The organism is Paraburkholderia sp. GW821-FHT02A12 (assembly GCF_059422005.1).
Genome location: NZ_JBWKWA010000001.1, coordinates 2,495,083 through 2,509,771, shown reverse-complemented (window position 1 = coordinate 2,509,771; position 14,689 = coordinate 2,495,083). Strand labels below are relative to the sequence as shown.

The 14,689-nt window shown below is 63.5% G+C and carries 15 protein-coding genes; 10 read left to right on the top strand and 5 right to left on the bottom strand.

Annotated elements, in window-relative coordinates; translation table 11 throughout:
• Positions 1–479: 479 nt before the first annotated feature.
• The 3 genes from AC07WT_RS11285 to gcl all read right to left on the bottom strand — a co-directional run bounded on the left by AC07WT_RS11285 (position 480) and on the right by gcl (position 4,193).
• Positions 480–1,388 carry a 2-hydroxy-3-oxopropionate reductase gene (locus tag AC07WT_RS11285; protein WP_492592483.1) on the bottom strand — a complete coding sequence of 303 codons (909 nt, stop codon included), beginning with the start codon at positions 1,386–1,388 and terminating at the stop codon, positions 480–482.
• Positions 1,389–1,469: 81 nt separating this feature from the next.
• The gene (hyi, locus tag AC07WT_RS11280) at positions 1,470–2,279 is read right to left on the bottom strand and encodes a hydroxypyruvate isomerase (RefSeq protein ID WP_494947153.1); all 810 of its coding nucleotides are present in this window, start codon (positions 2,277–2,279) and stop codon (positions 1,470–1,472) included.
• 138 nt (positions 2,280–2,417) lie between these two features.
• Entirely contained in the window at positions 2,418–4,193 is a 1,776-nt protein-coding gene (gene gcl, locus AC07WT_RS11275) for a glyoxylate carboligase (protein ID WP_494947152.1), read from the bottom strand.
• A 177-nt stretch (positions 4,194–4,370) separates the two neighbouring features.
• On the opposite strand from gcl, the gene AC07WT_RS11270 reads away from it, so the two are divergent.
• The 10 genes from AC07WT_RS11270 (at position 4,371) to AC07WT_RS11225 (ending at position 12,331) form a co-directional block, all read left to right on the top strand.
• Positions 4,371–5,285, top strand: a complete 915-nt coding sequence (locus tag AC07WT_RS11270; protein ID WP_492592480.1) for a LysR family transcriptional regulator — start codon at positions 4,371–4,373, stop codon at positions 5,283–5,285.
• A 201-nt stretch (positions 5,286–5,486) separates the two neighbouring features.
• Positions 5,487–6,344 (top strand): RNA polymerase sigma factor, encoded by an 858-nt coding sequence (locus tag AC07WT_RS11265; protein WP_494947151.1) that lies wholly within the window; start codon positions 5,487–5,489, stop codon positions 6,342–6,344.
• Positions 6,334–7,254: an anti-sigma factor family protein gene (locus AC07WT_RS11260; protein WP_494947150.1), complete on the top strand. Its 921-nt coding sequence runs from the start codon at positions 6,334–6,336 to the stop codon at positions 7,252–7,254. Before AC07WT_RS11265 ends, AC07WT_RS11260 begins: the two co-directional genes overlap by 11 nt.
• A 269-nt stretch (positions 7,255–7,523) precedes the next feature.
• Positions 7,524–7,898 (top strand): 30S ribosomal protein S6, encoded by a 375-nt coding sequence (gene rpsF, locus AC07WT_RS11255; RefSeq protein WP_006048823.1) that lies wholly within the window; start codon positions 7,524–7,526, stop codon positions 7,896–7,898.
• A gap of 50 nt (positions 7,899–7,948) precedes the next feature.
• Complete coding sequence (gene priB, locus AC07WT_RS11250) at positions 7,949–8,248, top strand: primosomal replication protein N (RefSeq protein ID WP_494947149.1); 300 nt, start codon at positions 7,949–7,951, stop codon at positions 8,246–8,248.
• A gap of 2 nt (positions 8,249–8,250) precedes the next feature.
• Complete coding sequence (gene rpsR / locus AC07WT_RS11245) at positions 8,251–8,526, top strand: 30S ribosomal protein S18 (RefSeq protein ID WP_492592477.1); 276 nt, start codon at positions 8,251–8,253, stop codon at positions 8,524–8,526.
• 27 nt (positions 8,527–8,553) lie between these two features.
• Complete coding sequence (rplI, locus tag AC07WT_RS11240) at positions 8,554–9,006, top strand: 50S ribosomal protein L9 (RefSeq protein ID WP_492592476.1); 453 nt, start codon at positions 8,554–8,556, stop codon at positions 9,004–9,006.
• A 172-nt stretch (positions 9,007–9,178) separates the two neighbouring features.
• On the top strand, positions 9,179–10,567 hold the full coding sequence (locus tag AC07WT_RS11235) for a replicative DNA helicase (RefSeq protein ID WP_492592475.1): 1,389 nt from the start codon (positions 9,179–9,181) through the stop codon (positions 10,565–10,567).
• A 127-nt stretch (positions 10,568–10,694) separates the two neighbouring features.
• Positions 10,695–11,321, top strand: coding sequence for a DUF47 domain-containing protein (locus AC07WT_RS11230; protein WP_492592474.1), 627 nt, complete (start codon positions 10,695–10,697; stop codon positions 11,319–11,321).
• A complete protein-coding gene (locus AC07WT_RS11225; RefSeq protein ID WP_494947148.1) occupies positions 11,321–12,331 on the top strand; it encodes an inorganic phosphate transporter in 1,011 nt (336 codons plus the stop codon). Before AC07WT_RS11230 ends, AC07WT_RS11225 begins: the two co-directional genes overlap by 1 nt.
• Before the next feature lie 46 nt (positions 12,332–12,377).
• Here AC07WT_RS11225 and AC07WT_RS11220 read toward each other — a convergent pair whose 3' ends face one another.
• Both AC07WT_RS11220 and AC07WT_RS11215 read right to left on the bottom strand, forming a co-directional pair.
• Entirely contained in the window at positions 12,378–13,184 is an 807-nt protein-coding gene (locus tag AC07WT_RS11220) for an SDR family NAD(P)-dependent oxidoreductase (protein ID WP_492592472.1), read from the bottom strand.
• Positions 13,185–13,290: 106 nt separating this feature from the next.
• Entirely contained in the window at positions 13,291–14,496 is a 1,206-nt protein-coding gene (locus AC07WT_RS11215; protein ID WP_494947147.1) for a C40 family peptidase, read from the bottom strand.
• Positions 14,497–14,689 lie beyond the last annotated feature (193 nt).

The window sequence follows — 14,689 nt, the reverse complement described above, 5'->3', positions numbered from 1 at the left end:
TTGAACCGGCGGAATCGCCAGCGCCTGACACGGTGGGGAAGAGGGCGGGTAGGTGCAAGCAGGCGGCGTGCATGAAACAGCCGCTGGGAGAAATTGGCGGCGAAAGCCTGTAAATGAGCCTGCACATGAAATCCGACAGCCGGACACCCGACGACGACGTCTGACCGACCAAGGCTTCCCCGGCGCCGCCGGGTGCCGCTGCGGACCCCACTTGCCGCTCTCAGCCCAGAGCGGCACGATTTGCCCGATCCGCCGCGCATGCCGCACGACTGACCGGGCGCCCCACCTGCGGTCGCCGTGACGATGACGATGCAACGATCACGGCAACCTGTGTGACATGCTTCATGTTGTGCTTCATGTCGTCTTTATGCGCTGCGTATGACGCTCGCTGCAGACTCCCCAATTGGCCTGTCGCGATTCGCTCCGATACGGCGGGTCGCATCTGCGACCCGTGCAACCGGCCTTTGCAGCAATGCGCGTCAAGCAGCCTTCGCTTCGCTGTCCGGCGCTTGCGCGACTTCGTAGTTCGCCATGATTTCGAGTGCGCGCACCATCGCCGAGTGATCCCATGCCTTGCCGCCGTTCGCGGCGCACACGCTGAACAGTTGCTGCGCGCTCGCCGTATGCGGCAGGGCGATGCCCAGCTTGCGCGCGCCGTCGAGCGCAAGGTTCAGATCCTTCTGGTGCAGTTCGATGCGAAAGCCCGGGTTGAAGGTGCGCCGGGTCATGCGTTCGCCGTGCACTTCGAGAATCCGCGACGAAGCGAAGCCGCCCATCAATGCCTTGCGCACGCGTTCCGGATCGGCGCCCGAACGCGAAGCGAACAGCAGCGCTTCCGCGACCGCTTCGATGTTCAGCGCGACGATGATCTGGTTCGCGACCTTGCACGTTTGACCCGCACCGTTGTCGCCGATCAGCGAGATGTTCTTGCCCATCAACTCGAACAGCGGCAAGGCCAGCGCGAAGGCTTTTTCCGGACCGCCGACCATGATCGTGAGCGACGCTTCACGTGCGCCGACTTCACCGCCGGATACCGGCGCGTCGAGGTAGTCGACGCCGAGCGCGTTGATCTTCTTCGCGAACGCCTGCGTGTCGAGCGGCGAGATCGAGCTCATGTCGATCACCAGCTTGCCCTTCGTGAGACCGGCGGCGACGCCGTCGTCGGCGAACAGCACGTTGGCGACGTCAGGCGTGTCCGGCACCATGATGATGACGATATCGGCGGCTTGCGCGACGGCGGTCGAATTGGCGACCACGCTGGTCGTCTTGCCCAGATCTTCCGGCACCGGATACGCGCCGTTCACGAACAGCGAGTGACCGCCCTTGATGAGGTTGCGCGCCATGTGCGCGCCCATGATGCCGAGGCCGATGAAACCGATCTTTGCCATGTTTCTGAATCTCCAGTGTTGTTGGGGTGGTGTGCCTGAGTCCGGCCAGGCGGTCGACAACGCAGTCGGCCAATCGGTCGATCAGGCGGCGGCGTGGGCTGCGCCGCGGGTTTGCCCAGCCACGCTCTGCACCCAGCCGAGGCCGGCCGTGGTGGTGGTGCGCGGCTTGTATTCGCAACCGACGTAACCGTCATAGCCGAGCGAGTCGAGCAGATCGAACAGGAACGGGTAGTTGATTTCGCCGGTGCCCGGCTCGTTGCGGCCCGGATTGTCGGCGAGCTGGATGTGCGCGATCTGCGGCAGGTTCTTTTTGATCGTTGCCGCTAGCTCACCTTCCATCCGTTGCATGTGATAGATGTCGTATTGCAGGAACAGATTGTCCGAACCCACTTCACGAATCACGTCGAGGCCTTCGCCCGAACGGTTCAGCGCGAAGCCCGGGATGTCGTACGAATTGCACGGCTCGACCAGCAGCTTGATGCCGGCCTTCTTCAGTTCGCCTGCGGCGAAGCGCAGGTTGTCGACGATCGCCGTGCGCGCCTTGTCCGCCTCCACGCCCGCGGTCGGGATGCCGACGAGGCAGTTCAGTTGCGGCACCTTCAGCGCTTTCGCGTATTCGATCGCGCGGCCGACGCCTTGCTGGAACTCGCCCACGCGATCCGGCAAACACGCGATGCCGCGTTCGCCGGCTTCCCAGTTGCCCGCGGGCAGGTTGTGCAGCACGAGCTTCAAGCGGTTTTGTTGCAGGCGCTCGCTCAATTCGGCGATCTGATACGGATACGGAAACAGGAATTCGACGGCGTCGAAGCCCGCGTCGGCTGCCGCGGCAAAGCGGTCGAGGAACGGCACTTCGTTGAACAGCATGGTTAGATTCGCTGCAAATTTCGGCATGGTGCGTAGATCTCGCTGGTCGGTCGGTGGAGTAACTTCATGAGGCGCTTCAGCGGCGTTCAGCCGCTGCGCTGCTTAACGTTGCTGAACGTGCGGAAGGTTGCTGAACCGCGCTCATGTGCTGCAAAGTCAGGAAGCTCAGTCGAGCATGCTGATCGCGGTCGGCGCGTCGGCGTGCTTTTCGGCCAGCTCCTCGAACTCGTTGATCGCGTCGATCTCTGTGCCCATCGAAATATTGGTCACGCGCTCGAGAATCACTTCGACGATCACCGGCACGTTGAACTCGGACAACATCGATTGCGCTTTCAACAACGCCGGCTTGAGTTCTTCCGGTTTGAACACGCGGATCGCCTTGCAACCCAGGCCTTCGGCGACGGCCACGTGATCCACGCCGTAGCCGTTCGTTTCCGGCGAGTTGATGTTCTCGAAGCCGAGCTGCACGCAGAAGTCCATGTCGAACGCGCGCTGTGCCTGGCGGATCAGGCCGAGGTACGAGTTGTTCACCACCACGTGCACGTACGGCAGCTTGAACTGCGCGCCCGCGGCGAGCTCTTCGATCATGAACTGGAAGTCGTAGTCGCCCGACAGCGCGACGATCGGACGTTGCGGATCAGCCGCACGCACGCCGAGCGCTGCCGGAATCGTCCAGCCGAGCGGGCCTGCCTGGCCGCAGTTGATCCAGTTGCGCGCCTTGTAGACGTGCAGGAATTGCGCGCCGGCGATCTGCGACAAACCGATCGTGCTCACGTAGCAGGTATCGCGGCCGAACACCTGGTTCATCTCTTCGTACACGCGCTGCGGCTTCATCGGCACGTTGTCGAAGTGCGTCTTGCGATGCATCGTGCGCTTGCGTTGCTGGCAGTCTTCGACCCATGCGCTGCGGTCCTTCAGCTTGCCGGCGGCCTTCCATTCCTGCGCCACTTCGACGAACAGTTCGAGCGCGGCCTTGGCGTCCGACACGATGCCCAGATCCGGACCGAACACGCGACCGATCTGCGTCGGCTCGATATCGACGTGCACGAACTTACGGCCTTTCGTATACACCTCGATGCTGCCCGTGTGACGGTTCGCCCAGCGGTTGCCGATGCCGAGCACGAAGTCGGAGGCGAGCATCGTCGCGTTGCCGTAGCGGTGCGAGGTTTGCAAGCCGACCATGCCGGCCATCAGCGGATGGTCGTCGGGAATCGCGCCCCACGACATCAGCGTCGGGATTACCGGCACGCCGACGGTTTCGGCGAATTGCACGAGCAGGTCTTCCGCGGCTGCGTTGAGCACGCCGCCGCCGGAGACGATCAACGGCTTGTCCGAATCGTTGAGCAGCGTGAGCGCGGCTTCGATCTGCTTTTTCGTCGCTTTCGGCTTGTAGACCGGCAGCGGTTCATAGGTGTCGATGTCGAACTCGATCTCGGCGAGCTGCACGTCGATCGGCAGGTCGATCAGCACCGGACCCGGGCGGCCCGAACGCATCAGGTGGAACGCCTGCTGGAAGACGCGCGGCACCAGCGCCGGTTCGCGTACGGTGACGGCCCACTTGGTGACGGGCTTGGCGATCGATTCGATATCGACGGCCTGGAAGTCTTCCTTATACAGACGCGCGCGCGGCGCCTGGCCCGTGATCGCCAGAATTGGAATCGAGTCGGCCTGAGCGGAGTACAAACCGGTGATCATGTCGGTGCCGGCGGGGCCCGACGTGCCGATACACACGCCGATGTTGCCGGGCCGGGCGCGCGTATAGCCTTCGGCCATGTGCGAAGCGCCTTCGACGTGACGCGCCAGCACGTGGCTGATGTTGCCTGCCTTGCGCATGGCCGAGTAGAACGGGTTGATGGCTGCGCCCGGAACGCCGAATGCGGTGTCGATGCCTTCTTTTTCGAGCACCAGCACGGCTGCGTCGACGGCTCTCATCTTGGCCATGAATGTCTCCTGAATGTCTGGGGATGGGCTAAATAGGGTGTTGAATGCACTTTAGGGCCCACCTGAAGGTTTGATAAGATCAGTCCGGGTCGCTTATTTCGAAACAAAAAGTATGGAATGCCCGTGGGCTTTGGCTTCAGCGCGCGGCAGCACCCGAAAGACCGGCAGGAGACAGAAATGGACCGCTTCAAACAGATCGAAACCTTTGTGCGCGTCGCGGACGCGGGCAGCCTAGCCGCTGCCGCGCTGGAAGAGGGCGTGTCGCCGGTGATTCTCGGGCGCCGCATCGACGCGCTCGAAAAGCGCCTGGGCGTCAAGCTGATGTACCGCTCGACGCGGCGCCTCGTGGTCAGCGAGGACGGCGCGGCGTTTCTGGAGCGCTGCCGCGGCTTGCTCACCGAATGGGATCAGGCGGAAAACGAATTGAGCGCGGGGCGGCGCGCGATCAATGGCCATCTGATCGTGTCGGCGCCGGCCGCGTTCGGGCGCAAGCACGTTGCGCCGCTCGCACCGGCCTTTCTCGCCGACAAGCCGGAACTCCAGGTGTCGTTCAATCTGACCGACCGGGTCGTGGATCTGGTGCGCGAGGGCTACGACCTGTCGATCCGCATCGGCGGCGCGGTCGATCCGAATTTCGTCGCGGTGAAGCTGGCGTCGAACCGCCGTGTGGTGTGCGGCACGCCGGAATACTTCCGCAAATACGGCAAGCCGAAAACGCTCGAGGACCTGCCGCACCACAACTGCCTCGCGTTCAACCTGCAAGGCGGCCAGAACCGCGGCTGGTACTTCCGCCGCAACGGCAAGCTGGCGACGGTGCGGGTGGGCGGCACGCTCGATTGCAACGACGGAGAGCTGCTGCATCGCTGGGTGTCCGAAGGGCTCGGGCTCGGCTGGCGCTCCACGTGGGAAATCCAGCAGCAGCTGGCGCGCGGCGAACTCGAAACCGTGCTCGACGAGTTCGCGTTGCCCGATTACGACATTCTCGCGGTCTATCCGCAGCAGCGTTATGTGCCGGCCAAGGTGCGCTACTTCATCGATTACCTGAAAGAGGTGTACGCCAGCAAGGATTACTGGAACCGCGCGACCTATTAGCGGCGCGGGAGCGTTTGCAGCCTCGGGCGCTCCTCGTGAGGCGTGCGCGGGGACCGGTGAGCGCCATCCCATTCCTTTTTCGCATTTTTCTGGCGGGGCGGGAATAAACTCGGAGCGTGGCCGGTCTTGTGGTGAGAGACAGTCATCACGCGTCAGCCAACCTGGTCACATCGCCTGGCCGCAATGCCCTGGAGGGCCGAGGTGGTCCAAACCGATTCACATGCCGTTCGCGCGCGCGACGATGCCGATGCCGACGCGATCAGGAGCCGCCGTTTCCAGCAACTGGCGCTGCCGCACCTCGACGCGGCGTATAACCTTGCGCGCTGGTTGTGCGGCAACTCCAACGATGCCGACGACGTCGTGCAGGAAGCGTTCATGCGCGCGTTCCGTTTCTTCGACACCTTCCGCGGCGAAACGGCCCGGCCGTGGCTGCTGGCGATCGTGCGCCGCACCTGGTACACGGAATGGCGGCGGCGCGCGTCGTCGCATGAAGTCGTCGAGTTCGACGACAGTATGGACGACGCCACCTTCGACGGCTGGAGCGCCGGCGGCGCCGATCCGCAGACGCTGCTGATCCGCAACGAGGACGCGAAGCTGGTGCACGAAGCGCTGGCGCAGTTGCCGGTCGAATACCGCGAGGTGCTGATCCTGCGCGAACTGGAAGAGATGGGTTATCGCGAGATCGCGATGGTGGCCGACGTGCCGATCGGCACGGTGATGTCGCGGCTCGCGCGAGGGCGCCGCAAGCTGGCCGCGCTGCTGACGGCGCTGCAAGGCGGCGGCCAGCCGGTGTCTGGCCTTGCGGCGTCGGCGCCGTCCGCGCACGGGGCGCCGCGGCCACCGCCGCATGCCTGTCAGGCCGATCCGAACGACAGCGCCCGCGCCGCAGGCGAGGGCGGGACCGAGCCGGGCGGGCCGCCGCGCGCTGCCATGTCAGCCGCGCGCGCAGCGCCGACGGCTTCCGTATCACCGCTCCGGGCGGTCTCCAACGCCCGGCCGTCCAATGCCCCCGGCGCGAGTGCCGCCGGCCTCACTCAGGAGACGCCAGATGGACTGTAACGAAGCGCGGCCGCTCCTCGATGCGAGCGCCGACCGTGAACTGCCGGCACCGGACGCATTGCGCGTCCAGCAACACATCGACGGCTGCGACGCCTGCCGGCGCGAAAGCGAAAGCCTGCGCGCGTTGAGCGAGTCGCTGCGCGCGGCGCCGTATCACCGCGCACCGGACTGGCTGCGCGACCGGATCGTCGCATCGCTGCCGGCCACCGACGATGCCGTCTCCACGACCGCGGCCCGCAAGCCGGCACCGCGCAAACCGCGCTGGCTAGCCAGGCTGCATGGCTGGCTGGATAGCCGGCGTGGTCCGCAAGGCGGCTTGGGCCGGCCGGTGCAGGCGGGCGCTCCGGGGCGTCTGATCGCGCAAGGCTGGCTGGTGGCGCTGGTCGTCGCCCTAGGTGCGGTGGCGGCGGGCGTTACGATGAGTCTGCGCCGTCCGGCGGAGTTCGCGCCGTTCGCCGACGAATTGGTCGAAAGCCATGTGCGCGCGCAGTTGTCCGGCCACGACATCGATGTGATTTCGACCGACCGGCATACGGTCAAGCCCTGGTTCAACGGCCGGCTCGACTATTCGCCGCCGGTCGAGGATCTGGCCGCGAGCGGTTTCGCGCTGGAAGGCGGGCGGCTCGACTACATCGCGCATCAGCGGGTAGCGGTGCTGGTGTACCGCTATCGCAAGCATGTGATCGACGTGTACGTGTTTCCCGAGGGTGGCGCGGCGGCCGCGGGCCTGCGCGGCAACGGGCCGGCTTCGCCGGCGCCGACCCGCGAAGGCTATGCGATCGCCCACTGGAACGCGGAGGGCATGACCTGGTGGGCGATTACCGACGCCGCGCCCGATGCGTTGAGCGGCCTGGAAACCGCGTTGAAGGCGCGTCTGCAAGGTGGCAGCGAGCGCACGGAAGGCGGCTGAGACGGTGGAAAAGGCGGCAAAAGGACGCAAAAGGACGCCGGGAGGGGCGCCGGAAGGGCGTCAGAAAGACCGCGGGCGAGCTTCGGACTTGCCGGCCGCCTTGGGCCGCTGCTGCCCGCCACCGCCTAAACCCTTGAAAACACACCCGAATCACGCGTCGCATTAACGGGATATCTTGCAACCCGGCCCCAATCGGGTTACACTCTTTGGCTTCTCGCTTGCCACACCGGTTCCGACGCCCGGGTGGCTTTAATCCACAAGGAGTGTGTATGCGTCATTATGAAATCGTCTTTATCGTGCATCCCGATCAGAGCGAGCAAGTGCCCGCCATGATCGAGCGTTACAAGAGCACGATCACGTCGCACGGTGGTCAGATCCATCGCATCGAAGACTGGGGCCGTCGCCAACTGGCCTACATGATCGAGAAACTCGCGAAGGCTCACTACGTCTGCATGAACATCGAATGCGACCAAACCACGCTCGACGAGCTGGAACACGCATTCAAGTTCAACGACGCTGTTCTGCGTCACCTGATCGTCAAGATGAAGAAGGCCGAAACCGGCCCGTCGCCGATGATGAAGGAAGTGCAGCGCGAAGAAGCCAAGAAGTCGGCCGCTACGCAGCCGTCCGAAGCGCAGGCTTAAGACACACTATTTAAGCTACCAGACCAAGCGTCGTTCTCGCCAAAGGGTACATGAACCGGCTGCAACTCACAGCCAGCGTCGTCGAACGCGAACCGGTGCGGTATACCCCCGCCGGCGTTCCGATTGCAGGCTGCACGTTGCACCACCGTACGGAAGTCGTCGAAGCCGGCATTGCCCGGCAAGTCGAACTGACCATGCCGGCGGTAGCCGCGGGCGAGGCGAGCGGTAAGCTGGAAAACTGTCCGATGGGCGTGGAAACGCTCTTCACAGGCTTCCTGGCAAAGAAACACCGCAACGCAAGAACTCTGGTATTTCACATCACAGCATTGCAGGACATTGGAAAGGACTGAACATGGCCCGCCCGACTGGTAAGAAATTCGACAAGCGTCGTCAGCAACAAAATCCGCTCTTCAAGCGCAAGAAGTTCTGCCGTTTCACGGCTGCAGGCGTCGAGTACATCGACTACAAGGACCTCGATACGCTGAAGGACTTCATCGGCGAAAACGGCAAGATCACGCCGGCGCGTCTCACGGGTACGAAGTCGCACTATCAACGCCAGCTGGATACGGCAATCAAGCGCGCACGTTTTCTCGCGCTGGTGCCGTACACCGACCAGCACAAGGCCTAACCCGACGACGCGATAAGGAGCATCCGAATGCAAATCATTCTTCTGGAAAAAGTCGTCAATCTGGGTAACCTGGGCGATATCGTGAAGGTCAAGGACGGTTACGCACGTAACTTCCTGATCCCGAACAAGCAAGCTCGCCGTGCAACGAAGGAAGCCCTGGCTGAATTCGAAGTCCGCCGCGCTGAACTCGAAAAGATCGCCGCTGAAAAGCTGGCTGCCGCTCAAGCTCAAGGCGAAAAGCTGGCAGGCTCGACGGTTCAGATCGGCCAGAAGGCCGGCGTCGACGGCCGTCTGTTCGGCTCGGTGACGAACGCTGACATCGCTGACGCGCTGGTCAAGCAAGGTTTCACGGTTGAAAAGGCGCAAGTGCGTCTGCCGGAAGGTCCGCTGAAGATCGTTGGCGACCATCCGGTGCAAATCTCGCTGCACACCGACGTGCTCGTCGATGTGACGGTGTCGGTGCTGGGCGAACACGTCTAAGACGACCGCGTCCAGGCATCAGATAGCATCTGCCAGGTTGTTGCTGGCAAAAGGCAGGGGCCGGGTGACCGGCCCCTGCCTTTTTTGTGCCCGGTTTTGGTGCCGGTCCGGCTGCAATGAAGTATCGGTTTTTGATTTCCTCCGCGCGCATTTACCCCGATAATTCCTCCCCATGAACGCACCGTCCAAAGATCCCCAACTCGAGTCGCTGAAAGTCCCGCCGCATTCGATCGAGGCCGAGCAATCGGTGCTGGGCGGCTTGCTGCTCGATAACGCGGCATGGGACCGCATCGCCGACTTCCTGTCGCAGAGTGATTTTTACCGCTACGACCATCGGATCATCTTCGAACACATCGGCAAGCTGATTGCGGCCACGCGTCCGGCCGACGTGATTACGGTCTACGAGGCGCTCGGTACCTCGGGCAAAGCGGATGAGGTCGGTGGTCTTGCCTACCTGAACGCGCTGGCGCAGAACACGCCGAGCGCGGCCAATATTCGTCGTTACGCGGAAATCGTGCGCGATCGCGCGGTGTTGCGCCGTCTCGTGTCGGTGGCCGACGAAATCTCGGCCGACGCGTTCAATCCGCAAGGCAAGGAAGTCCGCCAGTTGCTGGACGAGGCGGAGTCGAAAGTGTTTTCGATCGCCGAAGACGGCGCGCGCGGCACTCAGGGCTTCCTGGAAATCGGGCCGCTGCTGACCGAAGTAGTCGAGCGGATCGATACGCTGTATCACACCGCCAATCCGAGCGACGTGACCGGCACGCCGACCGGTTTTGTCGACCTGGACCGGATGACCTCCGGCATGCACGGCGGCGAATTGATCATCGTCGCGGGCCGGCCGTCGATGGGTAAAACGGCGTTTTCGATGAACGTCGGCGAATACGTGGCGGTCGAGTACGGTCTGCCGGTCGCAGTGTTCTCGATGGAAATGCCGGGCACGCAACTCACCATGCGTATGCTCGGCTCGGTCGGCCGGCTCGACCAGCACCGCATGCGAACCGGGCGTCTGACCGACGAGGATTGGCCGAAGCTCACGCACGCGGTGCAGAAAATGAGCGAGGCGCAGATTTTCATCGATGAAACCGGCGGCCTGAATCCGATGGAATTGCGCTCGCGCGCGCGCCGGCTGTCGCGCCAGTGCGGCAAGCTGGGCCTGATCATCATCGACTATTTGCAGCTGATGAGCGGTTCGTCGTCGGGCGAGAACCGCGCGACCGAAATCTCGGAAATCTCGCGTTCGTTGAAGAGTCTCGCCAAAGAACTCGATGTGCCGGTGATCGCGTTGTCGCAGCTGAACCGGGGCCTGGAGCAGCGTCCGAACAAGCGGCCGATCATGTCGGACCTGCGCGAATCCGGCGCTATCGAGCAGGACGCGGACGTGATCCTGTTCATCTACCGCGACGAGGTCTACAACCCGGACAGCCCGGACAAGGGTACGGCGGAAATCATCATCGGTAAGCAGCGGAATGGTCCGATCGGACCTGTTCGCCTCACGTTCCACGGTCAATTCACGAAGTTCGACAATTTTGCCGGTGCGCAGAATTTCTACGGCGGGGACTGACGCGAGCAGTAAAGCGATATCGGCGCAGGTGTTGTAACGACGCTTTCAAAAGTGCGACATCGATCCCGGAACGGTACAATGTGGCGGTTTTATGTCAGCCATTACGTGGCCAATTTCCGGGATCCCAATGTTCGGTCGTTTCATGCCCACCGAGGGCAAGTTCTTTGAAATTTTCAATGCGCACGCAAAGTGCATCGTCTCGGCGAGCCGCGAACTCGAGCTGCTGATCGACAATCTGCAGGACGCCGAGACTCATAAGCAAAACGTGCAGAAAGCCGAGAAGGCCGCTGACAAGCTCACGCACGAAACCATCGACCTGCTGCACAAGACTTTCATCACGCCGCTGGACCGCGACGAGATCCACAAGCTGATCACCACGATGGACGACATCCTCGATCTGATGGAGGACGTCGCCACCGCTATCTCGCTGTACGACGTGCAGGCGGTGACCTCGGAAGCGAGCCAGCTGGCGCACATCTGCACGGCCACGTCCGAACGCGTGCAGTTCGCCGTCAGCCTGCTGTCGGACATGAAGCAGGCGAGCCAGATTCTGAAGGCGTGCGAGGAAATCGACCGTCTGGAATCGGAAGCCGACCGCGTGCTGCGCTCGGCGATGTCGAAGCTGTTCCGCGAAGAAGACAACGTCAAGACGCTGATCAAGCTGAAAGCGATTTACGAACTGCTCGAAACGATCACCGACAAGTGTGAGGACGTAGCGAACATCATCGAAGGCATCGTGCTGGAAAACGCATAATGCAATCGATACAACTCGCTATCTGGGCGGTCGCCGCCCTGGTCGCCGTCGCGCTGATTTTCGACTTCATGAACGGCTTCCACGACGCGGCGAATTCGATCGCCACAGTCGTGTCGACCGGCGTGCTGAAACCGCAGCAGGCCGTGGCGTTCGCGGCGGCATTCAACGTCGTCGCGTATTTCGTATTCCATCTGAAAGTGGCGCAGACGGTCGGCAAGGGCACGATCGATCCGGCTATCGTCGACCACTACGTCATTTTCGGCGCGCTGGTCGGCGCGATCGGCTGGAACGTCATCACCTGGCATTACGGCATTCCGTCCAGTTCGTCGCACGCGCTAATCGGCGGGCTGGTGGGCGCGGCGCTCGCCAAGTCGGGCTGGAGTTCGCTCAATCTCGACGGTTTGATGAAGACGGTGGCCTTCATTTTCATCTCGCCTCTGCTCGGTTTCGTGCTCGGATCGTTCTTCATGCTGGCGGTGTCGTGGGTCTATTTCCGCACGCCACCGAGCAGGGTCGACCGGCGTTTCCGGCGCTTGCAACTGCTTTCCGCGGGTTTGTATAGCCTTGGCCACGGCGGCAACGATGCGCAGAAAACCATCGGCATCATCTGGATGCTGCTGATCGCGACCGGCTATGCGTCGTCGATTGCCGATGCGCCGCCGTTGTGGGTGATCGGCGGCTGCTATCTGTCGATGGGTATCGGCACACTGTTCGGCGGCTGGCGGATCGTGCGCACGATGGGGCAGAAGATCACCAAGCTGAAGCCGGTGGGCGGTTTTTGCGCGGAGTCGGGCGGGGCGATCACGCTGTTTACCGCGTCGTGGCTCGGCATTCCGGTGTCCACCACGCATACAATCACCGGCGCGATCGTCGGTGTCGGCGCTACGCAGAAGCTGAGCGCGGTGCGTTGGGGCGTGGCCGGCAACATTGTCTGGGCGTGGATTCTGACGATTCCGGCCTCCGCGGCGCTCGCCGCGGCAGGCTGGTGGCTCGGCCACCGCTTCCTGTAAGCGCGGGCAAAGCTGTCCGCGCTGTAAAAGCTGTCAAGCGCGCCGCTCAGATCAGCGGCGTGTTGCCTCCATCCATCGGGACGATTGCGCCCGTCACATAGCTCGCACGGCGGCTCGCCAGAAACAGCGCGACGTCGGCGATTTCCTCCGGTTTTGCATAGCGTCCGAGCGGCACTTTCGCCTGGCCGCGCGCCAGTGCGTCCGCGCTGTCGATGCCTTGCTGCGACGCTTCCAGCTTGACCGCTTCCTCGACGCGCTCGGTCAGCGTCGAACCCGGATTGATCGCGTTGATGCGGATGCCGTAGCGCGCATAGTAGTGCGCGAGGCCGACAGTCGCGAGCATCAGCGCCGCATTCGCTGCGCCGCCGGCGATGTGGATATCGCTCGCGATCTTGCCGCCCATACCGATGATATTGACGATCGTGCCGGGCTCCGTGCTTTCCCCGGTCTTTATCCGCGCGGTCATCCGGCGCAGCACTTCCTGCTGCGGATAGATGTACGGGAAATACTTCGCTTCCATGGTCGCCCGGAAAGCGTCTGCGTCGAGCGTTTCCGGGTCGTAGCGGCGGGCCGCGCCGGCGCTGTTGATCAGCACGTCGATCGGGCCGACCGCAGTCGTGACTTCCTCGACGATATCGGCGGCGCTGTGCGGCTCGTGCAGGTCGGCACGCGTCCGATGCACGTGCAGGCCTTCCTGGCGCAACTCTTCGTAGGCTCGCGCGAGATTGGCGGGGTCGCGCGAGACGATCGCGACCTTGGCGCCTTCCATCGCGAACGCGCGGGCACAGGCGAGTCCGATGCCTTTGCTGCCGCCGGTGATCAGCACCACCTTGTCTTTCAGCCCGAGATCCATCGTCGTTACCCGCTGTCGGAAGAATATCGAAGACGATAGCAGATCGGAGGCGTTACAGCAGGGACGGACGCGGAAGATGGCAACTGCCGCGCGGTCCGCCGCGGCGTCAGAAATTGCCGTTGGCGAAGCGTGCGATGGGGTCGTCGGTGGTTTGCGTGGGTGCGGCGACGCTGCGCGAGGCGGTGGAGGCGCGCATGATCTGCACCCCTTCATTCGCATCCGCCTGCCGCGCCTGCTGTGCCTGGCGTACTGCGACCGAGGCAGGTGGGGGCGGTTCGAACGCATCGGCGGCGGCGTCGATCGGGTCAGGAGCGCGGGCGATGGCGGCAGGCGCAGCGGACGCGCGAGTGCCGGTGGCAGTGCCAGCGCGTGGAGCCGGTACTTCTTGAGCTATCGAATTGGCGGGACCGCTGTCCGGCATGCCCGGCTGGGCGGCTTGCTCCGGTGTCGGCGCTACCGCGCCTGCTGCGCGCGCCTGCATTTGCGCGGTGCTCATGCCGGGCGGCGGCGGTTCAAACGGATCGGCTTGCGCTGCCAACGCTGTGTTTGGCGCTACGGCCGGCTGGGTTGCCGCGGTCAACGGAGCACGGGGGGGCGCCGCCATGCGTGTCGCTTGCTGCGGCGCCGGCGCGCCCGCCGCATAGGCCGGCGGCTGCGGCACCGCTTTCGCTGCCGGCGCCAGGTTTGCCGCAGTGTTCGTGTACGCCGGCGCGGCCCGCTCCTGCGGCGCCGAAGCCTGATAGCCCGGCGTATCGAACGGCGTTGGTGCCGCGGTCGGCGCCGCCACGCGCCGGATGCCGTCGAAGCGCTTGGCCCAATACGGATTGGTCAGATAGTCGAGCCGCACCGTGCCGCCCGTCGACGGTGCATTGACGAAGCGCAGCTTGCCGACGTAGATGCCGACGTGCGAATGCGGGCGGCCGGTCGTGTTGAAGAAAATCAGATCGCCGGGCGCGATTTCGTCCGGTTCGATCGACTCGCCGCGCCCGCTCATGTCCGCGGTGGTCCGGGGCAAATTCACGGACGCCGCGCGCGACACCACATAGCGAACCAATCCGCTGCAATCGAAGCCGCTATCGGGCGTATTGCCACCCCAGCGGTATGGAATGCCGACCAGACTCATCGCCTGAATCGAGATTTCCTCACGGCCGATGCTGTGATCGACGAAAGTCGGGAAGCCCGCCGGCGGCGTGCGATAAGCGCCGTTCGCCACGGTGACCGAGCTGCCGGACCCGCGCGACGTCTTCTGCGGTGCGCCGGCACAGGCGGCGAGCAGCGAAACGATCAGCAACGAAAAGGCAAGTCGGCGCATGAAGGCGGGCGAGCGGTAAACGTTCGTTTAAAGGCAGAGGATGTCCGGATGGTAGCCGGTCGAACATGGCTCCGGCAAGAATTCTTGACAAATTACTTGAAGTTCGTGCGCTAAGTGTTGTCCGCCGGGAACGCGCGGGCAATAAAAAAACCGCGTCCGGCGCAAACCGGACGCGGTTTCGAGAGAAACGCTA